The organism is Zoogloea sp. (genome assembly GCF_044344315.1).
Lineage (GTDB): Bacteria > Pseudomonadota > Gammaproteobacteria > Burkholderiales > Rhodocyclaceae > Zoogloea.
In genome coordinates this window covers 13,538-37,660 of the sequence record NZ_JBIJDC010000011.1, presented here as the reverse complement: position 1 = coordinate 37,660, position 24,123 = coordinate 13,538, and the positions used below count along the sequence as shown (strand labels likewise).

At 68.1% G+C, this 24,123-nt stretch carries 18 protein-coding genes; 2 read left to right on the top strand and 16 right to left on the bottom strand.

The window, feature by feature from the left end; genetic code table 11:
- Positions 1-2 precede the first annotated feature (2 nt).
- The 3 genes from ACIQ09_RS04045 to ACIQ09_RS04035 all read right to left on the bottom strand — a co-directional run bounded on the left by ACIQ09_RS04045 (position 3) and on the right by ACIQ09_RS04035 (position 4,752).
- Positions 3-1,931 carry a B12-binding domain-containing radical SAM protein gene (locus ACIQ09_RS04045; RefSeq protein ID WP_398306463.1) on the bottom strand — a complete coding sequence of 643 codons (1,929 nt, stop codon included), beginning with the start codon at positions 1,929-1,931 and terminating at the stop codon, positions 3-5.
- 89 nt (positions 1,932-2,020) lie between these two features.
- Entirely contained in the window at positions 2,021-3,397 is a 1,377-nt protein-coding gene (locus ACIQ09_RS04040) for a diguanylate cyclase (protein WP_398306461.1), read from the bottom strand.
- A gap of 158 nt (positions 3,398-3,555) precedes the next feature.
- Positions 3,556-4,752 (bottom strand): MFS transporter, encoded by a 1,197-nt coding sequence (locus ACIQ09_RS04035; protein ID WP_398306459.1) that lies wholly within the window; start codon positions 4,750-4,752, stop codon positions 3,556-3,558.
- Positions 4,753-4,893: 141 nt separating this feature from the next.
- Between ACIQ09_RS04035 and ACIQ09_RS04030 the strand changes: the two genes are divergently transcribed.
- A complete protein-coding gene (locus ACIQ09_RS04030; RefSeq protein WP_398306457.1) occupies positions 4,894-5,259 on the top strand; it encodes a DUF805 domain-containing protein in 366 nt (121 codons plus the stop codon).
- 72 nt (positions 5,260-5,331) lie between these two features.
- Here the strand turns inward: ACIQ09_RS04030 and ACIQ09_RS04025 are convergent, their stop codons facing one another.
- From ACIQ09_RS04025 to ACIQ09_RS03965, 13 genes are all read right to left on the bottom strand, one after another.
- Complete coding sequence (locus tag ACIQ09_RS04025; RefSeq protein ID WP_398306455.1) at positions 5,332-6,963, bottom strand: nicotinate phosphoribosyltransferase; 1,632 nt, start codon at positions 6,961-6,963, stop codon at positions 5,332-5,334.
- A 2-nt stretch (positions 6,964-6,965) separates the two neighbouring features.
- Complete coding sequence (locus tag ACIQ09_RS04020) at positions 6,966-7,808, bottom strand: phosphoribosyltransferase family protein (RefSeq protein ID WP_398306453.1); 843 nt, start codon at positions 7,806-7,808, stop codon at positions 6,966-6,968.
- A 153-nt stretch (positions 7,809-7,961) separates the two neighbouring features.
- Positions 7,962-8,624, bottom strand: a complete 663-nt coding sequence (locus ACIQ09_RS04015; RefSeq protein WP_398306451.1) for an NrtR DNA-binding winged helix domain-containing protein — start codon at positions 8,622-8,624, stop codon at positions 7,962-7,964.
- Positions 8,625-8,710: 86 nt separating this feature from the next.
- The gene (gene guaD / locus ACIQ09_RS04010; protein WP_398306449.1) at positions 8,711-10,027 is read right to left on the bottom strand and encodes a guanine deaminase; all 1,317 of its coding nucleotides are present in this window, start codon (positions 10,025-10,027) and stop codon (positions 8,711-8,713) included.
- Positions 10,028-10,032: 5 nt separating this feature from the next.
- Positions 10,033-11,397 (bottom strand): 8-oxoguanine deaminase, encoded by a 1,365-nt coding sequence (locus ACIQ09_RS04005; RefSeq protein WP_398306447.1) that lies wholly within the window; start codon positions 11,395-11,397, stop codon positions 10,033-10,035.
- A 636-nt stretch (positions 11,398-12,033) separates the two neighbouring features.
- A complete protein-coding gene (locus ACIQ09_RS04000) occupies positions 12,034-12,954 on the bottom strand; it encodes an ABC transporter permease (protein WP_398306445.1) in 921 nt (306 codons plus the stop codon).
- 55 nt (positions 12,955-13,009) lie between these two features.
- Entirely contained in the window at positions 13,010-14,080 is a 1,071-nt protein-coding gene (locus ACIQ09_RS03995; protein WP_296407343.1) for an ABC transporter permease, read from the bottom strand.
- On the bottom strand, positions 14,067-15,638 hold the full coding sequence (locus ACIQ09_RS03990; protein ID WP_398306442.1) for an ABC transporter ATP-binding protein: 1,572 nt from the start codon (positions 15,636-15,638) through the stop codon (positions 14,067-14,069). The genes ACIQ09_RS03995 and ACIQ09_RS03990 overlap by 14 nt, the downstream gene beginning before the upstream one ends.
- On the bottom strand, positions 15,635-16,651 hold the full coding sequence (gene xdhC, locus ACIQ09_RS03985; protein WP_398306440.1) for a xanthine dehydrogenase accessory protein XdhC: 1,017 nt from the start codon (positions 16,649-16,651) through the stop codon (positions 15,635-15,637). The genes ACIQ09_RS03990 and xdhC overlap by 4 nt, the downstream gene beginning before the upstream one ends.
- Positions 16,652-16,700: 49 nt before the next feature.
- Complete coding sequence (gene xdhB / locus ACIQ09_RS03980; RefSeq protein WP_398306438.1) at positions 16,701-19,016, bottom strand: xanthine dehydrogenase molybdopterin binding subunit; 2,316 nt, start codon at positions 19,014-19,016, stop codon at positions 16,701-16,703.
- Positions 19,013-20,503 (bottom strand): xanthine dehydrogenase small subunit, encoded by a 1,491-nt coding sequence (xdhA, locus tag ACIQ09_RS03975; RefSeq protein WP_398306436.1) that lies wholly within the window; start codon positions 20,501-20,503, stop codon positions 19,013-19,015. Before xdhA ends, xdhB begins: the two co-directional genes overlap by 4 nt.
- A gap of 474 nt (positions 20,504-20,977) precedes the next feature.
- Positions 20,978-22,294 (bottom strand): enoyl-acyl carrier protein reductase FabMG, encoded by a 1,317-nt coding sequence (locus tag ACIQ09_RS03970; RefSeq protein WP_398306434.1) that lies wholly within the window; start codon positions 22,292-22,294, stop codon positions 20,978-20,980.
- 96 nt (positions 22,295-22,390) lie between these two features.
- Complete coding sequence (locus tag ACIQ09_RS03965; RefSeq protein WP_398306432.1) at positions 22,391-22,882, bottom strand: nucleoside deaminase; 492 nt, start codon at positions 22,880-22,882, stop codon at positions 22,391-22,393.
- A 161-nt stretch (positions 22,883-23,043) separates the two neighbouring features.
- On the opposite strand from ACIQ09_RS03965, the gene ACIQ09_RS03960 reads away from it, so the two are divergent.
- Positions 23,044-24,123, top strand: coding sequence for a BMP family ABC transporter substrate-binding protein (locus tag ACIQ09_RS03960; protein ID WP_374475724.1), 1,080 nt, complete (start codon positions 23,044-23,046; stop codon positions 24,121-24,123).

Genomic DNA, 24,123 nt, shown 5'->3' with positions numbered 1-24,123 from the left:
CCTCAATAGCCCAGCGCCCGCCCGATGAAGTTCTTCGGCACGCGGGCCTTGGGCACCTTCATGCCAAACCAGCTGCGCACGTCCTCGTCCAGGCCGATGCCGTGCATGTAGTTGTAGAGGGCCTTGTTGAGGGCCACGCCGAGGGCGTCGTGGTCCACCCCTGTGGGGTCAATGAAGCCCACATCATTCTTGGCGAAGCTGATGGGCGGCAGGGGTTTCAGCTTCACGCCGTACTCCTCGGGGTTCTGGCCCACGGGTGAGTGCACGGTGCACACGAAGCGGTGGAAGAAGCCCGACTGGATGCAGCCGGCGTCGAAGAGCTGGCGCACGTATTCCAGCGCATCCACGGTGTCCTGCACGGTCTGGGTGGGGAAGCCGTACATCAGGTAGGCGTGGACGAGGATGCCGGCGTCGCTGAAGCCCTTGGTGACCCGGGCCACCTGATCCACCGAGACACCCTTCTTCATCAGCGTCAGCAGCCGGTCGGAGGCCACCTCCAGCCCGCCCGAGATGGCAATGCAGCCGCTGTCGGCGAGCTGCTGGCAGAGCTGGGGCGTGAAGGACTTCTCGAAGCGGATGTTGCCCCACCAGGAGATCGACTGATTGCGCCGTTGCAGCTCCTCGGCCAGGGCTTTCAGGGCCTTGGGCGGGGCGGCCTCGTCCACGAAGTGGAAGCCGGTCTGGCCGGTTTCGGCGACGATGGCCTCAATGCGGTCCACCAGCAGCTCGGCGCTGGCCCCGTCGTAGCGGCCGATGTAGTCCAGGCTCACGTCACAGAAGCTGCACTTCTTCCAGTAGCAGCCGTGGGCCACGGTGAGCTTGTTCCAGCGCCCGTCCGACCACATGCGGTGCATGGGGTTGAGCATGTCGAGGATGGACAGGTAGCCGTCCAGGGGCAGGCCGTCCCAGGTGGGGGTGCCGACCTCGGCAAAGGGCACGTCCGGCTCCACCAGGTTGATGTAGCGCACCACACCCTCCTCGCGCACATAGGTGCGCACCAGGCGTGAACGCCCGCGCTTGCCGTCCAGGTGTTCGAGCAGGGCCAGCAGGGGGCGCTCGCCGTCGTCCAGGGTGACGTAGTCGAAGTAGTCGAAGACGCGGGGCTCGGTGAGCTCGCGCAGCTCGGTATTGACGAAGCCCCCGCCCAGCACGGTGACGATGGCCGGGTGGGCGGCCTTGAGGGTCTGGGCGATGCGGAAGGCGGCGTATACCGAGCCCGGAAACGGCACCGACAGCAGCACGACCTGGGGCTGGTGGCGGGCGATGGTCTCCAGGGTCAGGGCCTTGAGCTGCGCATCCACCAGGGTCGGCGGGGCGGCCAGGGCCGCGGCCAGGGGGCCGAAGGTGGGCTGGGCCATGGCCAGGGATTCGGCGTAGCGCACGAACTCGAAGCGCGGGTCGCCGGCTTCGCGCAGCACGTCGGCCAGGTCGTTGAGGTAGAGGGTGGCCAGGTGGCGGGCCTTGTCCTGCACGCCGAGGGCGCCGAAGGCCCAGGCCAGGGGGTCCCCGCCGTCCGGGTCGTAGTAGGCATCCAGGGAGGCAAAGCGCGGCCCTTCGGGCAGGAAGGCGCGGCTGGCAATGCGGTGGGCCAGGGTCGGGTCGCGGCCCTGCAGGAAGGCGATCACTGGCTCCACCGTGGCCCGGTAGCGGGCAAAGGCGGCGTCGAAGGTGGCCAGGGTGGGCGAGCGCTTCCTGCCCGGCAGGGCCTGCATCCCTTCGCGCAGGGCATCGAGGCCGGCCGGGGAGAACAGGGCCAGCACCAGTTTCAGGGCCAGGTCGTCCTGCACCGCGTCCACGCCGCGGCTGCGCAAAAAACCGGTGAGATAGGCGGTGGACGGGTAGGGCGTGTTGAGCTGCGTCATCGGCGGGATGAGCGACAGCACGCGCGGGGCGGCCCGGGCGGTGGCCGGGGCGCCGGTGGTTTCGGTCATGGTTGGTGTCCGGCCCGCGGGCCTGCAGGGTTGAGGCCGGAATGATAACGGGGATGGCCCGCCGGGCCGAGTCCCCGTGTGTGGCCCGTTCAGGCGGTGGCGATGCGGTTGCGCCCGGCGTCCTTGGCGCTGTAGAGGGCCTTGTCGGCCCGCTCGATCAGGCGCTGGTAGTCCGGGTGACCATCGTTGGCGGCAATGCCGATGCTCACCGTGACGCGCAGGGTGTGCCCGCCGGCCAGGGGAATCTCCTGCTCGGCGATGCGCTGGCGTATTTTGTCCGCCACGGCCTGGGCGCGGTCCACGTCGATGGCGGTCAGCAGCACCAGAAACTCCTCGCCCCCGTAACGGAACACGAAGTCGCCGCCCCGCACCTGGTTCATGATCTGCCCCGCCACCTGCTGCAGTACCCGGTCGCCGGCATCATGGCCGTGTTGGTCATTGACCCGCTTGAAGTGGTCGATGTCGAGCATCAGCACGCAGAAGTGATTCTCGGCGCGGCGCGCCAAGCTGAGCTCGCGCTTGAGGATGGAGGGCAGGAAGCGCCGATTGAAGAGCTGGGTCAGCACGTCGCGGCCCACGTCCAGGTCCACCAGGCGGTCGAACATGGAGCGCAGCAGGAACTTGATCTCGTCCACCTCCACCAGCACCGCCTTGGCCAGGGCCCGGTTGGCGTCGGAGTGCAGGTCCCGGTCGCGGCCGAAGACCAGCTGGGGAAACAGGGACTGATCGATGCGTTCGACGCATTCACCGATCAGGGGCAACTCGCGGGTCTCGTCAAAGAGCAGGGGCGCCTTATGGTACAGCCACAGGCCGAACTCCGAATCCTTCAGGCTGTGGATCTCGTCGAAGGACCAGCCCGCCGCCAGCAGGCGATAGAAGCGGGCCTCCCACTCCAGCACGGCCACCGACTGCTTCTCCCGCTCCAGGGCCAGGTCACGGCCGGCGGCAAACATGCGGTAGGCCTCGTCGGTACGTACGCCGCGCTCGGAGGAGAGCATGAAAGCCGCGCTCATCTCCTCGAAGGCCACGTCGGTGAGGCGGTCCACGTAAAGCACAGCGTGCACCAGATCGTTGCGGTCCAGCGGCGTGTTGAGCAGGCGCAGGTTGATCTCGTGCTTGAGCAGGCGCAGGCCCCGCGCCACCAGGTTAGCCGGGATCTGGGCCCGGGCGTGCACCTCGCCCACATGGCGCTGCAGGGCCAGGGCGGCGGCCAGCTCTTCCACGCTGCGGTGATAGAAAAGCACCTCCAGCCAGCGCTGCAGGCCGGGCTTGAGGCGGGCCTCGACGGTGGTTACGGAGAGGAAGGGTTTGGCGCCTTCATCTTCCAGCATGAAGCTGTAGAAGCGGGTGGCGAGGGCGGCCTTGTCCCGTTGGATGATGCCGGCCACGGCATCGCGGACCGTATCGGAGCAGGTTTCGGCCAGGATCTGCCAGGTCTGGCTGGCCAGTCGTGAGCTCTGCGGCATGGGGGTTCCCCTTGGAATTATTGTTGTCCGGCTCACAAAATACGGGCTCCCGGCCGACCCCCGCAAGGCTGAAAAGCCCATTATGGGCACTTGGGCTGGGCCCGTGCTGCAGAGATACTCAATATGGGTTGCCCGTTTCGGGGCCGGGTGGCCCTGTCTCAGCGGGCTGTCCGACGCCGGTAGTACAGGCCGGCCGCCACCGTCAGCAGGCCGCACAGCACCAGGGTCGGGCGAACGCCGACGGCATGGGCCAGGCTGCCCACCACAAAGCTGCCCAAGGGGGCGACGCCCAGAAAGGCCATGGTGAACAGGGCCATCACGCGGCCCCGGAAGGCATTGTCCACCCGGGTCTGGATCAGCGTATTGCTGCCCGCCACCGTAACGATGATCGCCAACCCCAATCCCAGCAGCACCGGCACAGCCATCCACAGGGCCGGGGACAGGGCGAACAGGGCCACGCAGACTCCCACCACCGGCGCCGCCAGGGCCACCTTGCGGGTCAGGCCGGTGGTGTCCTGGCGGCTGGCCAGGTAGGCGCTGCCGAGCAGGGAGCCGGCGCCCGAGCAGCCCAGCAGCAGCCCGTACAGGCGGGCGTCGCCGCCGAAGATCTCCCGGGCGAACAGCGGCATCAGCACCACGTAGGGCGCGGCCAGAAAGCTGGTGGTGGCCACCACCAGCAGCGAGGCGCGGATCTCCGCCTGCCCGGCAGCGTAGGCCAGGCCCTCGCGCAGGGCCTGGAGGGGCGGTGCGGGGGGCTTGCGCGCCTCGCCGGCCGGCAGGCGGATGGCCAGCAGCGCCAGCAGCACCGCCAGGTAGGACAGCCCGTTGAGCAGGAAGCACACCGCCTCGCCGGCCAGCGCCACCACAAAGCCGGCCAGGCTCGGGCCGACAAAGCGCGCCGCGTTCATCAGAAAGGAGTTCAGGGCGATGGCGTTGGGCAGGTCGGCCTTGTTGTCCACCAGTTGCACCGCGATGGCCTGGCGGGTCGGCACGTCCAGCGCATTGATCAGGCCCAGCCCGAAGGCCAGCGCAATCAGGTGCGCCGGGGTTGCGCTGCCCTGCCAGGCCAGCGCCGCCAGCCCGAGGGCCTGCACCATGGACAGGGCCTGGGTGGCCAGCAGCAGGCGCCGCTTGTCGAAGCGGTCGGTGATCACGCCACCGATGGCGCTGAACACCAGGATGGGGATCTGGCTGGCAAAGCCCACCACGCCCAGCACCAGCGCCGACCCGGTGAGGCGGTAGGCCAGCCACACCATGGCCACCTGCTGCATCCAGGTGCCCGCCAGGGAAATCAGCTGGCCGGCAAAGTAGATGCGGTAATTGCGGGATTCAAGGGCACGGAGGATGGGCGGCATGGAAGGCGGCAGAACGGGGTGGTGCCCGAAGGTAGCCCGGCTGGCGGACGAAGGAAAGCCCATCCGCCCCGGCAACCCGTCATCCGGGGCATGCTATCTTTCCCTCAGGCCCATCCTTTTGACATGCACAGGGAGATCTCCATGCAGTGGTATCTGAAAGCACTCAAGCAGTACGCCGATTTCAAGGGGCGTGCCCAGCGCAAGGAATACTGGATGTTCACCCTCTTCAACCTGATCATCATGGTCGTGCTGCAGCTGGTTGGCGGCGGTGGTGAGGGCGGCATGGGCGACGTGCTGTCGGGCATCTACAGCCTCGGCGTGCTGCTGCCCAGCGTCGGCGTCACGGTGCGCCGCCTCCACGACATCGGCAAATCCGGCTGGTGGGCCCTGCTGATGATCATCCCCATCATCGGCGCGCTGGTGCTGATCTACTTTGCGGTGCAGGACAGCCAGGAGGGGAGCAACGAGTATGGGCCGAATCCGAAGGGCTTGGCCTTGCCGGGGTGATACCCACGGCCCTTAAAGGCGGTGGATCGCCTGGCCTCCGACGTCATGGCATGTCGGAGGCCAGGCGCCTGCTCAATCAGCTCCCCGAAGCCGGGCGCGAATCTCTGCCAAAGTGGTCCTGCCCAGCATTCGGCCATCCCGGAAGACGGGGCGCAGTTCGCCCTGCAGGCTGTCCTGGCGTGCTTGCCGATCACGGAGAACATAGCGCCCGTCGTCGATGACGACCCGCAGATAACCTCGCGCCGAGCGCTTGGTGCCGTTGTCTGTCACCGGATCCTTGACCAACTCCCGTACGCTACCGTTCACGACGCCGGCGGTGGCCTTCATGGCCCAGCCGAAGCAGTCGCGGGTCAGGTACTGGTAGGTGTAGGAGCCGATGCCGAACACCACGTTGCCCGAGGCAAAGCCCTTGGCCGCCAACCGGGCCAGGATGCGCTGACCGCGCTCCAGGGTGATCGAATCACCGTAGATCAGGCCGACCCGCGGGTTCAGAAGCCTGTGGCCGGTAGCCGTCAGGCTGCCGCCGAATAGGTCCCACAGGCATTCCACGGCCCCTTTTACTTCGGCAGTCGAAACCTCGGCTCCCAACTGTGCTTTTCCGTCCTTCCGATCCACCACGAAGTAGCGGCCCGCCAGGCAGACAGTTTCAGTGCTCACCTGATCAACCTCCTCGGCCGTGTCGATGACGGTTGTCGTGAGGCCGGTCAGGATCAGCACCGGATCGCCGCTGTCCGGGCGGAAAACGACCTTCGCGTTGCCCAGGGCGTCCGGGCGTCGGGCGAGGATCTCCGGGCGCAAGGCTTCTGCGCATTCGGTGATGACTTTCCAGAAGTTCCAGGTGTCACTCACGATGGACACGATGCCCGCCGGATAGACCTCGGTGATCAGCCGCCGGATGGTGTCCTGCTCGGAGGCCTCGAGCCCCATGCACATCACGCTGTGTTCCGTTGCCGGTACGGAGCCGCCGATGAGTTCGGTCTCGGCATCGGCGCCGTAGTACTCCTCCAGGAAGTCGATGGCCGATACCGTGTCGGTGCCGGTGAAGGACAGCAAGTGAGCCGCGCCGCTAACCATCGCCCTCTCGATGCCGTCGATCCCCCGCATCGAAAAGTCGTGGCCCTGCCAGGGTACGAACTCGGCGGGAGTGCCCGTGAGCGCCGCGTAGTGCTCGAACAGGCGACGGAACTCCCGGGCGATGGTGGCCACGGTCGATGCTTTCCAGAGTTCGGCACTCATGGCCGTCTCCAGGTAATTGGTCACCCAGAAGAACTCCGGCAAGGTGTTCACGATGGTAAGGGCAGGTACGCGCATGGGGATGAGGCTCCCTTCGGGCAGGGCGCGAATTTCCACCGGCAGATAGCCGAGCGCGTGCAAGGCCTCGATGTGGGTGACCGGTACTGCGCCGTCACCCAGTGCGGTGTCCATGCGTCGCTTGTAACGGCGTACTGCCACGTCGCGAGCTTGGTCGAAGAAGCTCTGCTTCCAGCTATCGATCAGGAAGGCCTGCATGAAGGCCTGGAGGCCAAACCACACCACCCTTCCGTCGAAGGCGGGCAGGCCGTCAAGGCTCTCCCGGATGACAGGTGCAAGCCGGTCCGAGCGGGGTGTCCAGTTGGAGTAAACCTCGGTGGTGCCCTGGGGATACTGGAAGATGTGCCCGGTCTTGTAGAAATCCAGGGCAGTCGGTGCGAACAGCGAGTACATGATCAGGCTCCTTGGTTCAGGGTGACCAGGCCCGGGACACGGGAGTGGGTCCAGTCGTAGGGGGTGAAGACTTTGTCATAGGCGGCGAGGAGTGCTGCTGGCCCCTGACTGAAAATGGCGTGGGTGATGTAGAGGAAGCGTCCGCCCTCCGGTATGAAAGGCATCGCGGCAGCAAGCTCCAGGAAGGTCCGGCCGCCATCGCAGATGTCATCCACCACCAGCACGGGGTGCGTCGGCGGCAGGGGCGCGGCCAGCTCCAGGCCCGTGATGCGCCCTGTCCGTGGGTCGCGCTGCTTGCGCGCGGATACCACCTGATCAATGCCCAACCGGCGTGCCAGATCCTGAACTCGCCGCAGGGCGCCCGCATCGGGTGCCAGCAGCGTCACCCCGTTCTTGAAGGCAGGGTCTTCCAGCACTTGCTGCACGAACACAGATACATCCCGCACCCGGACCCGGTCCAGAAGGGCCGGGGCCACATCGCTGTGGGGGTCGGTGATGGTGACGGTGCGATAGTCCTGGGCATTGATGAGTGAGCAGAACACCTTGATCGACAGGGCTTCGCCCGGATTGCAGACCCTGTCCTGGCGGGCGTAGGGAATGTAGGGCATGTCCAGATCAATGGGCGTCTGCCCGCCGGCCTGCTGGCGCAGGGCATTGGTCAGCAGCAGCAAGGCCATGACGTTGTCCGCGCTGCGCAGCAGGGCGTGAATGCGGATTGCGGAGAGGCCTTCCGGATCGATGGCCAGACGCACCTGGATCTCTCCCCCAGGAAAGCGGAAAACCTCCGGAACGCACTGACAGAGCGTTTGCGTGCTGCGAGGGTAGCGAAGTTCAACAGAAAGCATGACGGCGGCTCCTTTGTTAGTTGCGATGTGCAACTAAGTGGTTCGCACTTTAATCCAGTTAGTTGTAATTTGCAACTAACTGGATTAAAGATATTCCTTCGTCATTTTCTCTTGTTTTCAGGTGCTACGGAAAGGATGGATGCCGTCGGCGTTCTACTTGCGGGTGGTCAGGCTGCGGTCGAAGGCCGTGTAGCCCTGGAAGGAGTACAGCCGGGCCGGGCGGTGGGTGCCTGCAGTGAATTCCTCGCTGGGCGTCACGAAAGCCAGTTCGTCAATCTTGCGACGAAAGCTGGACTTGTCCAGCGTTTGCCCGAGCACCTGTTCATAGACTTCCTGCAGCTCCCGGAGGGTGAAGCGTTCGGGCAGCAGCGCGCAGGGCAGGGATGAATAGCCCGCCTTGCTGCGCAGGCGCTGGACTGCCTGGGCGACGATCTCCCGGTGATCGAAGGCCAGTTCGGGCAGTGCGTCCACCCGCGCGTAGCTGAACACGGGTGAGCCACTACTGCGCAGCGCATCGATGGGGGACAGGGCCACAAAGGCGATGCTGACTGACCAGCCTCGGGGATCGCGCTCCGGGCCGGAGAACACGCAGAGCTGTTCCAGATGACGAGGGATGAAGCCCGTCTTCTGGCGAAGGACTCGATAAGCGGTGTCGAGGGCGCAGCTATCCTCCTCCGGATGGACGAAGCCCCCTGGCAGGGCCTTGATGCCCTTGAAGGGATCTGCCGTGCGCTCATGCAGGGCGACTTTGAGCTGGCCGTCCTCGAGGGTCAGTAGAACGGCGTCGACAGTGAGAATGGGCTGCGGGCGGGGCATGATGTAGTTGCCGGGAGGAACGGGGGCCAATGTGCCATCGGCCCCATCGTAAGGCAATCTTCCTGGCAGGAGCTCTGTTGCCGGCCTCAGCCCGGCCCCACCCGCTCCCCCATCACATGCGTCGCCACCACGCATCTCTCGTCCCCCAGAATCATCAGCGCGAACAGCCTTTCCGCCAGGCTGCGGGTGTTGTCCATGCGCCAGGCGAGTTCCGGGGTGGCGGTCCAGTCGAGGACGGTGAAGTCGGCTTCGTGGCCGGGCTGGAAGTTGCCGATGTGGTCGTCCAGGTAGAGGGCACGGGCGCCGCCCAGGGTGGCGAGGTACCAGCCGCGCATGGCGGATAGCGGGGTGCCGTGGATCTGGCTGGCCTCGTAGGCCTGGCCGAGGGTGCGGATCAGGCTGAAGCCGGTGCCGCCGCCCACGTCGGTGGCGAGGCCCACGCGCAGGCCGGTGGCGGTGCTGGCGGCGTAGTCGAAGGCGCCGCTGCCGAGGAAGAAGTTGGAGGTGGGGCAGAAGGCAGCGGCGGCGCCGCTGGCGGCCATGTCGCGGCGTTCGGCGTCGGAGAGGTGGATGCAGTGGCCGTAGATCGTGCGTGGGGCGAGCAGGCCGTAGTGGGCGTAGACGTCCAGGTAGCTGCTGCGTTCGGGGAAGAGCTGCCGTACCCAGTCGATCTCGGCGCGGTTTTCGGCCAGGTGGGTCTGCAGGTGCAGGTCGGGGCGGGAGGCGAAGAGTTCGCCGGTGGCCTGCAGTTGCTCGCGGGTCGAGGTGGGGGCGAAGCGCGGGGTCAGGGTGTAGCCCAGGCGGCCCTTGCCGTGCCAGCGTTCGATCAGGGCCTGGCTGTCGGCGCGGCCTGATTCGGCGGTGTCGCTCAGGGTGTCGGGGCAGTGGCGGTCCATCAGCACCTTGCCGCACAGCATGCGCAGCTTCTTTGCCTCGGCGGCCCGGAAGAAGGCGTCCACCGAGTGGGCATGCACGGTGGCGAACACCGAGGCGGTGGTGGTGCCGTGGGCGAGCAGGCGGTCCACCACGAAGGCGGCGGTCTTCTCGGCCACAGCGTAGTCGGCAAAGCGGGCTTCGGCAGGGAAGGTGTAGTCGTTGAGCCAGTCCAGCAGCTGCCGCCCATAGGAGCCGATCACCCCGGCCTGGGGGTAGTGGATGTGGGTGTCCACCAGGCCGGGCAGCACCAGCTTGCCGCGGTGGTCGTGGAAGGTGGCGGCGTCGCGGATGGCCGGGGGCATGTTGGCGCGGATGGCGGCCCAGGGGCCGGCGGCGCGGATGTGGCCGTTGGTGATCCACAGGGCGCCGTCGTCGAAGAACTCCCAGGCGCTCGGGTCGTCCGTCGGGCCGGGGTCGTTCAGGTAGTGGAGGATCTGGCCGCGGACCAGGACGTGGGTGTCGGGCATGGGCTTCACAGGGCTTCAGCCAGCTGGCGGGCGAGGCGGTTATGGTGATGGACCACGCGCCCCAGGTCCACCGTCTGCAGGTTGCCGTCCATCACTACGGGGCGGCCATTGATGAGGCTCATGTCCACGCGCTCGGGGGCGCAGAACACCAGGGCGGCCACCGGGTCGTGCACCGCACCGCCGGACAGGGCCAGGGTGTCGCTGCGGAAGGCGATCAGATCGGCGCTCATGCCCGGGGCGAGGGCGCCGATGTCGTCCCGGCCCAGCACCCGGGCGCCGCCCAAGGTGGCCAGTTCCAGGGCCTGGCGGGCGTTCATGGCCGCCGGGCCGTGGCCGACCCGGGCCAGCAGCATGGCCTGACGGGCCTCGCCGAGCAGGTCGGCGCCGTCGTTGGAGGCGGAGCCGTCCACCCCCAGGCCCACCGCCACGCCGGCCGCGCGCATGGCCGGGATGGGGGCGATGCCCGAGGCCAGGCGCATGTTGGAGCAGGGGCAGTGGGCCACGCCGGTGCCGGTGCGGGCAAACAGGGCGATGCCGGCGTCGTCGAGCTTCACGCAGTGGGCGTGCCACACATCGGGCCCCACCCAGCCCAGGCTCTCGGCGTACTCGGCCGGGGTCATGCCGAAGCGCGCGCGGCTGTAGGCCACGTCGTTGTCGTTCTCGGCCAGGTGGGTGTGCAGCGACACCCCGTAGCTGCGCGCCAGCACGGCCGATTCGCGCATCAGGTCGGTGCTCACCGAGAAGGGCGAACAGGGCGCCAGGGCCACCCGCAGCATGGCGTGGCGGGCCGGATCATGCCAGGTCTCGATGAGGCGGCGGCTGTCGGCCAGGATAGTGGCCTCGTCTTCCACCAGGTGGTCCGGCGGCAGGCCCCCCGCCGAGCGCCCCACGCTCATGCTGCCGCGGCAGGCGTGAAAGCGCATGCCGATCTCCCGGGCCGCCTCGATGCTGTCGTCCAGCCGGCTGCCGTTGGGGTAGATGTACAGGTGGTCGGAGGAGGTGGTGCAGCCCGACAGGATCAGCTCGGCCATCGCAGTGAGGGTGGAGGCCCGGATCATCTCGGGCGTCAGCCCGCCCCACAGGGGGTAGAGGGTCTGCAGCCAGCCGAACAGCTCGGCATCCTGGGCCCCGGGCACGGCGCGGGTCAGGCTCTGATACATGTGGTGATGGGTATTCACCAGGCCGGGCAGCACGATGCGGCCGCGCAGGTCGATGATCTCGTTGGCGGTATCAGGGAGCTCGGTGGTGGGGCCGACGGCTTCGATGATGCCGTTGCGGATGAACACGGCGCCGTCGGGGATCTCACGGCGCTGGGTGTCCATGGTGACGAGGACGTCGGCGTGGTGGAGGAGGAGGGTCTTGGTGTTCATTTTCTTATGGTCGTGTTTGCTGGGGGGCTTTCCCCGTCGATTACGTAACGTTGGCCGGGTCTCGCCCCGGCGGGCGACCTTCTTTCTTGTTGTACGACAAGAAAGAAGGCAAAGAAACGTACCCCGCTGTCGCGCCCCCTTCGGGGGTTCCCTCCTTCCGGGTCCGTCAGGCGGGGTCTGCGCAAACTCGCCCTTTGGGCTCAGACATGCGCAGCCCTTTTTCCGCCTGCCGAACCCTCCAGTCGGCACGCCAGAGGGGAAAGGAAATGCAGGTGATCAACGGCCAGTGCTTGACCCCATTTCCGTAGAGGCTCGGTGCATCCGAAAAGCCCGTTCCGACCCGCCGAGCAGCGCACCAGCGGGTGGGGAAGTCCGGCGCGGCTGTCTGAGCCCGAAGGGCGAGTTCCGCGTCGGCCGCCTGCTGGGAGCAGCGCAGGGGAGTCATTCGCGTAGCGAATGACCGGGGTGGCCGGGTCGCCTTCTTTGCCTCCTTTCTTGGCGAAGCAAGAAAGGAGGTCGCCCGCCGGGGCGAAATCCCGGCCAACGTAACGCCCGACACGGGAAAGCCGGCCAGCAAAGGCCTAACCCAAGGAGGTCGAACGAACTCGACCCCCACGCCACGGTGCCTCCCCATCTTCACGGCATCCACGGCTTCCCCAGCGAAGCCGGCAGGTTCAGCTGCAGCAGCCGCTTGTCCCGGGAGATCAGCACCAGCACCACCACCGTGGCCAGGTAGGGCAGGGCGGCGAGGAACTGGACCGGCAGGGCGATGCCCAGGCCCTGGGCGTGGAACTGCAGGATGGTGACGCCGCCGAAGAGCCAGGCGCCCAGCAGCAGGCGGGTGGGGTTCCAGGCGGCGAAGACCACCAGGGCGATGGCGATCCAGCCGCGGCCGGCGACCATGTTCTGCACCCACAGGGGGGTGTACACGGTGGAGAGGTAGGCCCCGGCGATGCCCGCCATGGCGCCGCCAAAGAGCGTGGCCCCGTAGCGGATGGCGATGACCGGATAGCCGATGGCATGGGCGGCGTCCGGGGCTTCGCCGACGGCCTTCAGCACCAGACCCAGGCGGGTCTTCTTGAGCACCCACCACACACAGGCAAAGGTGACGAGGCCCAGGTAGGTGACGGCGTCCTGATGGAAGAGGATGCGGCCGATCACCGGGATCTCCGACAGGCCGGGGATGTCCAGGGGCGGCAGGCCGGGCAGGCTGTAGCTGACGTAGTGCTGGCCGATGAAGGCCGACAGGCCGATGCCGAAGATGGTCAGGGCCAGGCCGCAGGCCGCCTGGTTGGCGGCCATGGACAGGGACAGGATCGCGAAGATCAGCGCCGCCAGCATGCCGGCCACGGCGCCGGCGGGCAGCCCGGCGAGGGCCCCGCCGCCGGAGTGGGCCGCCGCGGCAAAGCCGGCGACGGCGCCGATCAGCATCATGCCCTCGACGCCCAGGTTGATGACGCCGGTGCGCTCGGCCACCAGCTCGCCGAGCCCGGCAAAGATCAGCGGCGTGGCGGCGGCCAGGGTGCCAGCGAGGACGGGAATCAGGTGTTCGATCATGAAGCCTCCTGGGGATACGGGTGTCGGGCTCTGCGGGGGGCGCCGTGCCGGCCCCTCATGCGTAGGCCGGCCGGGGCCGGGGCTTGAGGCGGTAATCGACGAACACGTCGGCCCCCAGCAGGAAGAACAGCAGCATCCCCTGGAACAGCCCGGTGATGGCGGCGGGCAGCTGCAGGGCCACCTGCGCGGCCTCGCCACCCAGGTAGAGCAGGGCCATCAGCAGGCCGGCCAGGACGATGCCGATGGCGTTGAGGCGCCCCAGGTAGGCCACGATGATGGCGGCGAAGCCGTAGCCCGGCGAGATGTTGAGGTTGAGCTGGCCCACCGGGCCGGCCACTTCACCCACGCCGGCGAGGCCGGCGGTGAGGCCGGACAGCACCAGGCTCACCCACACCGTGCGATTGGCCGAGAACCCCGCGTAGCGGGCGGCTGCCGGCGCCAGGCCACCGACGGTGAGCTGGTAGGCCAGGAAGCTGCGTGAGGTGAAGATCCAGAAAGCCAGGGAGGCGACGGCGGCGATCAGGATGGCGGCGTTGACCCGCATGCCCTCGAACCAGGGGGCGAACAGGGCCGGGTCGCCGAACATGATGGACTGGGGGAAGTTCATCCCTTCCGGGTCGCGCCAGGGGCCGTTCACCATGTAGGACAGGGCAAAGGTGGCCACGTAGGCGAGCATCAGGGTGGTGAGGGTCTCCTGGGCATTGAAGCGGGTGCGCAACAGGGCCGGGATGGCCCCCCACAGGGCACCGCCGATGGCTCCGGCGATGACCATCAGGGGCAGCACCCACCAGGCGTCCACCCCGTCGAAGGCGATGGCCACGCCGCCGCCGGCCAGGGCGCCCATGATGAGCTGGCCCTCGGCGCCGATGTTGTAGATGCGCGCCCGGAAGCCGATGGCCAGGCCCTGGGCGATGAGGATCAGCGGCCCGGCCTTGACCATCAGCTCGCTCCAGCCGTTGCCTGACGAGAGGGGCTGGATGAAGAAAACGCCGAAGGCCTCGACGGGGTTCTTGCCCAGGGACAGGAAGAGCAGGGAACCGACGGCCAGGGTCAGGCCGATGGCGATGAGGGGCGCCAGCAGGCGCATGCGGGCCGACGGTGTCGGGCGGGCTTCAAGCAGCGGCATGGGCGGGCTCCCGGGTATCGGCGGCGGAGAACAGACCCGACATCTGCATGCCGATCTTCTCGGCGTTGGTCTGCTGTTTGGGTACGGCCTCGGACAATCGGCCTTCGGCCAGCACGGCGATGCGGTCGCAGATCTCGAACAGCTCTTCCAGTTCTTCGGAGATCACCAGGATGGCCACGCCGCTGCGCGACAGGTCGATCAGGGTCTGGCGCAGGAAGGCGGCGGCCCCCACGTCCACCCCCCAGGTGGGCTGGGCGACCACCATGGCGATGGGTTGCTGCATGATCTCCCGGCCGACGATGAACTTCTGCAGGTTGCCGCCGGACAGGCTGCGCGCCGCCGCGCCGGGCCCGCCGCAGCGCACGTCGAAGCGTTCGATGCAGGTCTTGGCAAAATCCCACGCCGCCTTCGGGCGCAGGAAGCCCTTCTTCACCAGCCCGTGGCCGTGGGCCGACAGGGTGGCGTTGTCGGCGAGGCTCATGGGCGGTACGGCACCGCGGCCAAGGCGCTCCTCGGGCACGAAGGTGAGACCGCGTTTGCGCCGGCGGCCGGCGTCCAGGTGGCCCACCGGCGTACCCGCCAGGACCACCGTGTCGGCGGGGCCGGTGGTTTCGCCGGAGAGGGCGGCCAGCAGCTCGGCCTGGCCGTTGCCCGAGATGCCGGCGATGCCGAGGATCTCGCCGCGGCGTACCTCCAGGGCGATGTCCTTGAGGGCGGTGCCGAAGGGGTCGTCAGGGGTATGGGACAGGCCGCGGACGCTGAGGACCGGTGTCGCCTCGCCGGTGAAGGCGGGCACCTCGCACACGGGCAGCTCGCGGCCGATCATCATGCGCGCCAGGCTGGCCGGCGTCTCCTGGGACGGGGTGGCGGTGCCGGTGACCTTGCCGCCGCGCATCACCGTGGCGCTGTGGCACAGGCTCTGGATCTCGTGCAGCTTGTGGCTGATGTAGAGGATGCTGACCCCCTCCGACGACAGACGGCGCAGAGTCTCGAAGAGCTTCTGCACGGCCTGGGGGGTGAGCACCGAGGTGGGCTCGTCGAGGATCAGCAGCTGGGGTTCCTGCAGCAGGCAGCGCACGATCTCGACCCGCTGGCGCTCGCCCACCGACAGGCTGTACACCAGCCGGTCCGGGTCCAGGGGCAGGCCGTAGCGGGTAGACACCTCTTTCACCCGGGCCGCCAGGCGCTTCAGGTCGAAGGGTTCGTCCAGGGCCAGGGCGATGTTTTCCACCACGGTCAGGGTCTCGAACAGGGAGAAGTGCTGGAAGACCATGCCGATGCCGAGCCGGCGGGCTTCGGAGGGGTTGGCGATGACCACCTCGCGCCCGTTCCACTGGATCTGCCCGGCGTCGGCCTGCACCGCGCCGTAGATGATCTTCATCAGGGTGCTCTTGCCGGCGCCGTTCTCGCCGAGCACGGCGTGGATTTCACCGGGGCCGACCTTGAGATGCACGCCGTCGTTGGCCACCACGCTGGGGTAGCGCTTGGTGATGCCGGTCAGCTCCAGGCGTGGCAGGCCGTCGGGCGGGCCGCTGAAAGGGGGCGGAGGTGTGCTCACGAGCGGGCTCCCGAAAGAAGAAAGGGGGTGATCGCCACCGGCCGTACGGCCCGGGCCAGGGCCTGACGGGCTTCGCGCACCTGCAGCAGCTGGGCGGTGACGGAGGCGGCAATCACCGCCGGCTGCTTGCTGTCGATGCCGGGGATGCCGATGGGGCAGGTCATGTCGAGGAGGCGCCGGGGTTCAAGACCACGGGCGATGAGGCGGTGCTCGAAGGTGGCACGCTTGGTGGCCGAGCCGATGAGGCCGAAGAAGGCGAAATCGTGACGGGTGAGGATGGCCTCGCACAGGCTGAAGTCCAGGCTGTGGTCGTGGGTCAGGACCAGGAAATAGCAGCCCGGGGGCGCGTCGTAGACCTCGGTGGCGGGGATGTCGGTAGCGACGGTGAACACCTCTTCGGGGATCGCCTCCGGGAAGATGTCATCCCGGGTATCCACCCAGGTGATCTGGGCGCCCAGGGGGGCCAGACTGCGGACGATGGCTTCACCCACGTGCCCGGCACCGAACAGCACCACCGGGAAGCGGGTGCTGGCCACCTGCTGCTCGAACTGCCAGTGCCCGCCATCGGACCAGAAATGGGCCGGGTCGCCCTTGCCCGGGTCCCGGTCGGCCAAGGACCACAGGCTGCCTTCGTCCCCCGACACCAGCCGGCGCTGCAGGGTGTCACCGCCTGCCACGGCTTCGGCGCGGGTGCGCCAGATGGCGGCGTCACGCACGTCGATGCGCTCCAGCGCCAGCCACACCACGCCGCCGCAGCATTGCCCCAGGGAGGCACCGAGGGCAAAGCGCATCAGGCGTGGCGGGCCGCCCTCCACCAGCAGCTCCCGGGCGGTGGTGCTGGCCAGCCATTCCAGGTGGCCGCCGCCGATGGTGTCGGCGGTGCTGGCGCGGCCCACCAGCATGGTGGCGCCGGCCTCCCGGGGGGTCGAGCCATCGGTACGCACCACGGTGACAAGCACCGCAGGCTGGCCGGCTTCCAGCCAGTTGGCCAGGGTGTGGAGCCAGTCGTTCATGGTGACACCTCCAGGTGGGTGGTTTGAGCCCTGAGTCGTGGGGTCGCGATCACAGCGCGCCTCCGTTCAGGGCCTTGAGAATGGCTTCCGGCGTGGCCGGTGCGTCGAGCCGGGGTCGGGCACCGGGGCCGAGGGCGGCCGCCACCGCGTCACGCAGGGCGAAGAACACCGAGAAGGCCAGCATCAGCGGTGGTTCGCCGACGGCCTTGGAGCGGTGGATGCTGTCTTCCACGTTCTCGTTATCGAACAGGGCCACCCGGAAATCCGGCGGCAGGTCGGAGACGGCCGGGATCTTGTAGGTGGAGGGGGCGTGGGTGGCGAGGCGGCCGTCGCTGGCATAGACCAGCTCCTCGGTGGTCAGCCAGCCCATGCCCTGGATGAAGCCGCCTTCGATCTGGCCGATGTCCAGCGCCGGATTGATGGAGCGGCCCACGTCGTGGAGGATGTCCACCCGCAGCACCTTCGATTCACCGGTCAGGGTGTCGATGGCCACTTCGCTCACCGAGGCGCCATAGGAGAAGTAATAGAAGGGCCGCCCCTGCATGGTGACGGGGTCGTAGTGGATCTTGGGTGTCTTGTAGAAGCCCGCATCCCACAATTGCACCCGCGCCCGGTAGGCATCGGACACCACTGCGGCGAAGGGGGCATCGAAGCCCGGCGCGCTGACCTGGCCGGCCGCAAACAGCACGGCGTCCTGGCTCACGCCCAGGCGTTCGGCCACAAAGCCGGCGATGCGTCCGCGGATGGCCTGGCAGGCGGCCTGGGCGGCCTTGCCGTTGAGGTCGGTGCCGCTGGAGGCGGCGGTGGCCGAGGTGTTGGGCACGCGGCTGGTGTCGGTGGAGGACAGGCGCACGTCCTCCACGGGCAGGCCGAATTCCTGGGCGACGATCTGGCGGATCTTGGTGTACAGGCCCTGGCCCATCTCGGTGCCGCCATGGCTGACCAGCACGGTGCCGTCGTTGTACACATGCACCAGCGCCCCGGCCTGGTTGTAGAAGGTGGCGGTGAAGGAGATGCCGAACTTCACCGGGGTCAGCGCCAGCCCCTTCTTGATGACCGGGCTGGTGGCGTTGAAGGCGTCGATGGCCGCCCGGCGTGCGGCGTAGCCTGCGCTGTCGGCCAGCTGGGCCACCAGCGGACTGATCACGTTGTCCTCCACCTGCATGCCGTAGTGGGTGACGTTGCGGATGTCACCGGCGCTGTCGCCGTAGAAGTTGACCTGGCGCACGGCCAGGGCATCCAGGCCCAGGTGGCGGGCGATGTCGTCGATCACCGATTCGATGGCGAACATGCCCTGGGGGCCGCCGAAACCGCGGAAGGCAGTGTTGGACACCGTATGGGTGAGCCCGCGCAGGCTCAGGATGTCCACTGCGTCCAGGTAGTAGGCGTTGTCGGCGTGGAAGATGGCCCGGTCGTTCACCGGCCCCGACAGGTCGGCCGAGAAGCCGCAGCGGGAGGCCAGCAGCAGGCGCAGGCCGAGGATCTGCCCGCGATCATCAAACCCGGCCTCGTACTCGATGTGGAAATCATGGCGCTTGCCGGTGATGCGCATGTCGTCATCCCGGTCCAGGCGCAGCTTGACGGCCTTGCCGCTGCGCACCGCCAGCACCGCGGCGATGCAGGCGATCTGCGCCGACTGGCTCTCCTTGCCGCCAAAGCCGCCGCCCATGCGCCGGCATTCGGCGATCACCTGATGCACCCGCCAGCCCAGGGCATGGGCCACCATGTGCTGCATCTCGGTGGGGTGCTGGGTGGAGGTGAGGAGGCGCAGGGTGTGGTCTTCGCCGGGGATGGCGCAGGCGATCTGGCCCTCCAGGTAGAAGTGCTCCTGGCCGCCCAGCTGGACCTCGCCACGCAGGCGGTGGGGGGCTGCGGCCAGGGCGGCGGGGGTGTCGCCACGGCTCACCTCGACGGGGGGCAGCACCCAGGATTCGGCTTCGGCAGCGGCCTCGGCGGTGAGCAGGGCGGGCAGCGCATCCACCTCGACCCGGGCCAGGCGGGCGGCGCGGCGGGCAGCGTCATGGCTGTCGGCGGCCACGGCAAACAGGGGCTGGCCGTGGAAAAGGATCTCGCCGGCGCACAGGATGGGGTCGTCGTGCTTCACCGGCCCGCAGTCGTTGATGCCCGGGATGTCGGCGGCGACGATCACGTCGCGCACCCCCGGGGCCGCCCGCACGGCGGACAGGTCGAGCACACGGATACGCCCGTGGGCGACGCTGGACAGGCCCAGGGCGGCATGCAGGGTGCCGGCGGGTACGGCGATGTCGTCCACGTAGGTGGCCCGCCCGGTGACGTGGAGGTGGGCGCTTTCGTGGGGCAGGCCGGCACCAACGCCGGGCAGGGGCTTGGGGTCGGGGGCGTTCACAGGGTGTCCTCCAGATCGGCGAGGCGTACCGGCACCGGCCCGCCGCCGCTTGCGTCACCTGCGCCGCTCTCCAGCCACAGGCGCTGCAGCAGCCCGGCGGCCACCCGGCTGCGGTAGGCCGACGAGGCGCGCATGTCGGAGAGGGGGGTGTATTCGTGGGCCAGTACTTCCGCCGCGGCATTCACCGTGGCCTGATCCCAGGGGCGGGTGAGCAGAAAGGCTTCGGTGGCGCGGGCCCGCAGGGGGGTGGCGGCCATGCCACCGAAGGCGATGCGGGCGCCCTGGATGTGCCCGTCACGGATGTCCAGGGCAAAGGCGCCGCACACCGCCGAGATGTCCTGGTCTTCACGCTTGGAGACCTTCCAGGTACGGAAATGGCGGTCGGCAGGCGGTGGCGGGAGGTGCAGCCCGAGCACGAACTCGCCGGCTTCGAGGGCCGTCTTCTGGTAGGCGAGGTAGAAGTCCTCCAGGGGCAGCCGGCGCAGCCGTTCGCCCCGTTGCAGCAGGATCTCGGCGCCCATGGCGATCAGGCCGGGCATGGAGTCGCCGATGGGCGAGCCGTTGGCCACGTTGCCGCCCAGAGTGCCGGCGTTGCGCACCGGCAGGGAGGCGAAGCGCCGGGCCAGTTCGGCCCACGCCGGTTCAAAAACCGTGAGCGCCTCGAAGGCATCGGTGAGGCTGGCGCCGGCACCGATGAACAACCCGGCCGCGTCGGTGCGGATGGCCTTCAGTTCCTCCACGGCGCCCAGGTAGATCAGATCACCCGGATCCCTCAGCTGTTTGGTCACCCACAGGCCCACGTCGGTGGAGCCGGCCAGCAGGCGGGCATCGGGCGCGGCCAGGCGGGCCGCGGCGAGATCCGCCAGGCTGCGTGGGGTGCTGAAACGACGCCCTGCACCCACGTATTCCAGGGCGGGCAGGGCCGTCATCTCGTCCAGGGCGGAGAGCACCGCATCCCTATCCACGCTGACCCGCGGCTGGGCGTAGGCGAGGGGCACGGCATCGAGGATGGGCCGGTAGCCGGTGCACCGGCACAGGTTACCCGACAGGCTGTCGCAGATGGCGCTGCGCGAGGGGCACTCCGTGTGGTTCTCGTACAGGGCGAACAGGGACATGGCGAAGCCCGGCGTGCAGAAGCCGCACTGGGAGGCGTGGCGGTCCACCAGGGCCTGTTGCACCGGATGCAGCAGGCCGGTCATGCCCAGCCCGCCCAGACTGTCCAGATCCTCGACGGTGAATAGGGCCTTGCCGTCCAGGCTGGGCACGAACTGGATGCAGGCATTCACAGCGCGCAACTGGAGCTGGCCGTCCACCCTCTCGCCAAGCACCACGGTGCAGGCGCCGCAGTCGCCCTCGGCACAGCCCTCCTTGGTGCCGCAGGCGTGGGCGTCCTCGCGCAGGTACTGGAGCACCGTGCGGGTGGGCGCAACGCCGTCCAGTTGCCGGATCGCACCGCGGAAATAGAAGTGAATGGGGCGTTCGCTCATGGTTCGGCCTTGTCGCTGCCAGCGTGTCGGGACAGTTTCAAGTTAACACATGGATTGCCGGCCCGCTGCCTGCCGAGGCGTATAAGCGGTATCCGGAACGCCGTATGAGCGGCGGGGGCGGGTCTGGTTTTCCTCGCTCGGATCACCCGATGGGTGAAGCCGAAGGAATGCCTGGGAGGCTCTGGCGGTAGTGGCTGGCGGGAGCGTAGGGGCGACTTCAGTCGCCCGCGGACTTCGATCAAGGGCGCGCCGGCGATCAACGCACGGTGGGCGACTGAAGCCGCCCCTACGGTAGACGCCGTATCGACCGTAAGACGATGCTTAAAACTGAGGAAGTCAGGTTTATTCGATCCCTTCGCGAGGGATCACGGCTGGCCGGTGAGCGTAGGTCTGCGGTCGAATGAACTCGACCCCACGGGCTCTCCGTCCGCCGTCATGCAAGCCAGCCCGGTGCGACCCGGGCTGGCGCCGGGCTCAGGCGTGGAGCTGGTTGAGCTGGCGGGCGATGATGTCGTGGTTGAGCCACAGCACCGGGCCGGCCGGGGCGGAGGTCTCGCGCAGCATCAGCGGGCCGGTGGCTTCGAGCACCAGGCTGCTGAGCAGGTCGGTGATCAGGGCCTTGCGGTCGGTGTGCATCTGCACGATGTCATCCGAGGTGCCGATCATCAGGTCGGCCAAGGCCTGGCTGTTGGGCATCGGCCAGGCGGGGAAGTCGCGGAAGCCCTGCATCACCTCGCTGCCATGGAAGGCGTCCACCTTGGCGAGCACTTCTTCCACGGTGTGGCCGTCGGCCAGCAGGGCATTGCAGGCCTGCCACTGGGCCTCGGCCCAGGCGCCGCCGTTTTCCTTTTTGAGGGCGTAGAGCAGGGAGATCAGCGGCAGCTCGACGCCGACGAAGATGTCGGAGGAGTTGGTACGGATCTCCGGGCAGTTATACACGGTGGCCTTGATGCCCTGCGCCCAGGCGTCCCGGGCGATGTCTTCCAGGCGCATCTTGGCCTTGCCCTGGGTGTAGCTGGTGTAGGTCTGCCACTGGTAGCGGCCGTCGATGAGGATCTCGGTGCCGTGGTAGCCGTAGGCCGAGTAGCGCACCTGGCCGCCGCTGGCTTCGATGCGGGCACGCAGGGCGGCGCTGCCTTCGATGAGGTACTGGAAGCTGTTGGCCGAGACTTCGTCGAAGTTCTGCAGGATCAGCTTGCCCAGGTCGCTGTCGAGGAGCACCTGGGAGGACAGGAAGCGCTCGCCCTTGCCCTTGTAGACGCGGTTGGCGATGGCCAGGAAGACCTTGGCCTTGGGGATGCCGCCGGCCATGGTGTGGGCGAAGTAGACGTTGCGGCCGTCGGCGATCATGCCTTCCAGCCGGGCCATCACCTGGGCCACGGCGTCCTTGAAGCGCTGGATGCCGATCTGGCGGCATTTCTCGATGTGGGCCCAGTCGAGCTTGTCCTCGGTCCAGGTCTTGAGGGTCAGGGCGCCGAGGAGTTCGGTGGGGGTGGGCTCGCCGGCGGGGGCGTCGAGGTCGAAGCCGGCCATCAGGGGCACGTTGATGATCGTGCCACCCAGGCCGGCCTCGGCGGCGGCCAGCTCTTCGTCGTTGAGGGCGCGCAGGGCGTTGTTCTCGTCGCGCCGGCCTACCGTAATGCCGATGATCTCCATGCCCGCCTGGCGGGCTTCATTGACGAGGCCGCTGGCGTAGCCCCGCCCGAAAAGTTCACCGAACAGGACGAACACGTCGCCTTTGCGGAAGATGTGGCTCTGCGGGAGTTGCGTCAGGGAGGTCAGGCTGGTCATGGGAGGCTGGGGGGCGGGGCGGCCCCGCTGTACAGAAAATGGAGCCGTGATTCTACTAGCCCAGCCTGTTGTCCGGTGGCTTCCGGGGGGGCCGGCTCAGCGGGGCGTCCAGAAGCCGGCATGGGCGGCGGCGGCTTCGGCCTCCAGGGCCGGCCCGATCACCTCGATGTGGCGTTGACCGCGGGAGAACACCTCCCGGCAGGGCAGGGAGAAGGTGGGGTTCTCCGGGTGATCGCCGGTGAGGCCCAGCAGCGCGTGCTCCGACAGGGCGTACACCACCCGCCCGATGCCGCACCAGTAGATCGCCCCGGCGCACATGGCGCAGGGCTCGGCGCTGCTGTAGAGGGTGGCGCCGGCCAGCACTTCCGGCGGCAGGTGACGGGCAGCGAGGGCGGCGGCCACCAGCTCCGCGTGGCGGGTCGGGTCGCCCTCCGGCGGCAGGGAATCGTTGCCCGCCTCCGCCACGATCTGCCCGGCGGCATCCACTACCAGGGCGGCGAAGGGGTGCTTGCCCTGGCGCCGTACCTGGTGGGACAGGGCGATGGCGTGGCGCAGAAAGTGCTCGTCCCGGGGGTTGGGCTGGGGCATGGTGGCGTCTCGAAGTGGCGATGGGGAATTATCGCGGCTCTCCCCGGCCCGACTTGTGCCCCGAACCATATACCCTTCATAACGGAACCGGGATGGGTTGCAGCCGAGCTTGCCGTTACAGTGGGGCCATGCACTTCAACCTGTGAACCACGGAGAACCCCATGTCCCTGTCCCGTTTCAAGAGCGCCGCTGCCGCTGTCCTGGTGACCCTGGGGCTCGCCAGCCAGGCTGTGGCTGCCGACCCCGCCAAGATCGGCTTTGTGTACATCGGCCCGACCGGTGACCATGGCTGGACCTACGCCCACGACCAGGGCCGCAAGGCGGTCGAGGCCAAGTTCGGCGACAAGGTGAAGACCACCTTTGTCGAGAACGTGCCCGAGACGGCGGACGCGGAGCGCGTCTTCCGTGACCTGGCCCAGCAGGGCTACAAGATGATCTTCGCCACCTCCTTCGGCTACATGAACCAGCAGCTCAAGGTGGCCAAGGCCTTCCCCAACACCAAGTTCATGCACGCCACCGGCTACAAGAGCGCCCCCAATCTGGGCCTCTACGATGTGCGCACCTACGAAGGGGCCTACATGCTCGGCGTGGTGGCCGGCAAGATGAGCAAGTCCGGCAAGCTCGGTGTGGTGGCGTCCATCCCCATCCCCGAAGTGATCCGCAACATCAACGCCTTCACCCTGGGCGCCCGCAGCGTCAATCCCAAGGCCACTACCCGCGCCATCTGGGTGAACAGCTGGTTCGACCCGGGCAAGGAGCGGGAAGCCGCCCTGACCCTGATCGCCCAGGGCTCCGACGTGCTGATGCAGAACACCGACTCGCCCGCCGTGGTCCAGGCTGCCCAGGAGAAGGGCGTGCTGGCCTTCGGCTGGGATTCGGACATGAGCAAGTTCGGCGGCAAGGCCCACCTGGCGGCCTCCGTGCTGCACTGGGGCGTGATCTACAACAAGGCCGTCGGCGAAGTGCTGGATGGCACCTGGAAGACCGGCGACATCTGGTGGGGCGTCAAGGAAGGCGCGGTGAATATCGAAGCCTTCGGCCCGGCCGTGCCGGCCGACGTGAAGAAGCTCGCCGAAGAACGTCGCGACGCCATCAAGGCCGGCAAGCTGCACCCCTTCACCGGCCCGCTGAAGGCCCAGGACGGCAAGGAAGTGCTGGCCGCCGCCAAGACCATGGGCGACCCGGAACTGCGCAAGATGAATTTCTACGTGGAAGGCGTCGAAGGCGCCATTCCCAAGTAA

What these genes read in the sequence shown, in the direction of transcription:
- ACIQ09_RS04040 (WP_398306461.1), bottom strand. Translation starts at nt 3,397, where the DNA reads ATGCCGCAGAGCTCACGACTGGCCAGCCAGACCTGGCAGATCCTGGCC.
- xdhA (WP_398306436.1), bottom strand. Translation starts at nt 20,503, where the DNA reads ATGAGCGAACGCCCCATTCACTTCTATTTCCGCGGTGCGATCCGGCAA.
- ACIQ09_RS04025 (WP_398306455.1), bottom strand. Translation starts at nt 6,963, where the DNA reads ATGTACTCGCTGTTCGCACCGACTGCCCTGGATTTCTACAAGACCGGG.
- guaD (WP_398306449.1), bottom strand. Translation starts at nt 10,027, where the DNA reads ATGCCCGACACCCACGTCCTGGTCCGCGGCCAGATCCTCCACTACCTG.
- ACIQ09_RS04030 (WP_398306457.1), top strand. Translation starts at nt 4,894, where the DNA reads ATGCAGTGGTATCTGAAAGCACTCAAGCAGTACGCCGATTTCAAGGGG.
- ACIQ09_RS04020 (WP_398306453.1), bottom strand. Translation starts at nt 7,808, where the DNA reads ATGCTTTCTGTTGAACTTCGCTACCCTCGCAGCACGCAAACGCTCTGT.
- ACIQ09_RS04035 (WP_398306459.1), bottom strand. Translation starts at nt 4,752, where the DNA reads ATGCCGCCCATCCTCCGTGCCCTTGAATCCCGCAATTACCGCATCTAC.
- xdhC (WP_398306440.1), bottom strand. Translation starts at nt 16,651, where the DNA reads ATGAACGACTGGCTCCACACCCTGGCCAACTGGCTGGAAGCCGGCCAG.
- ACIQ09_RS04015 (WP_398306451.1), bottom strand. Translation starts at nt 8,624, where the DNA reads ATGCCCCGCCCGCAGCCCATTCTCACTGTCGACGCCGTTCTACTGACC.
- ACIQ09_RS04045 (WP_398306463.1), bottom strand. Translation starts at nt 1,931, where the DNA reads ATGACCGAAACCACCGGCGCCCCGGCCACCGCCCGGGCCGCCCCGCGC.
- ACIQ09_RS03970 (WP_398306434.1), bottom strand. Translation starts at nt 22,294, where the DNA reads ATGACCAGCCTGACCTCCCTGACGCAACTCCCGCAGAGCCACATCTTC.
- ACIQ09_RS03960 (WP_374475724.1), top strand. Translation starts at nt 23,044, where the DNA reads ATGTCCCTGTCCCGTTTCAAGAGCGCCGCTGCCGCTGTCCTGGTGACC.
- ACIQ09_RS04000 (WP_398306445.1), bottom strand. Translation starts at nt 12,954, where the DNA reads ATGATCGAACACCTGATTCCCGTCCTCGCTGGCACCCTGGCCGCCGCC.
- ACIQ09_RS03995 (WP_296407343.1), bottom strand. Translation starts at nt 14,080, where the DNA reads ATGCCGCTGCTTGAAGCCCGCCCGACACCGTCGGCCCGCATGCGCCTG.
- ACIQ09_RS04005 (WP_398306447.1), bottom strand. Translation starts at nt 11,397, where the DNA reads ATGAACACCAAGACCCTCCTCCTCCACCACGCCGACGTCCTCGTCACC.
- ACIQ09_RS03965 (WP_398306432.1), bottom strand. Translation starts at nt 22,882, where the DNA reads ATGCCCCAGCCCAACCCCCGGGACGAGCACTTTCTGCGCCACGCCATC.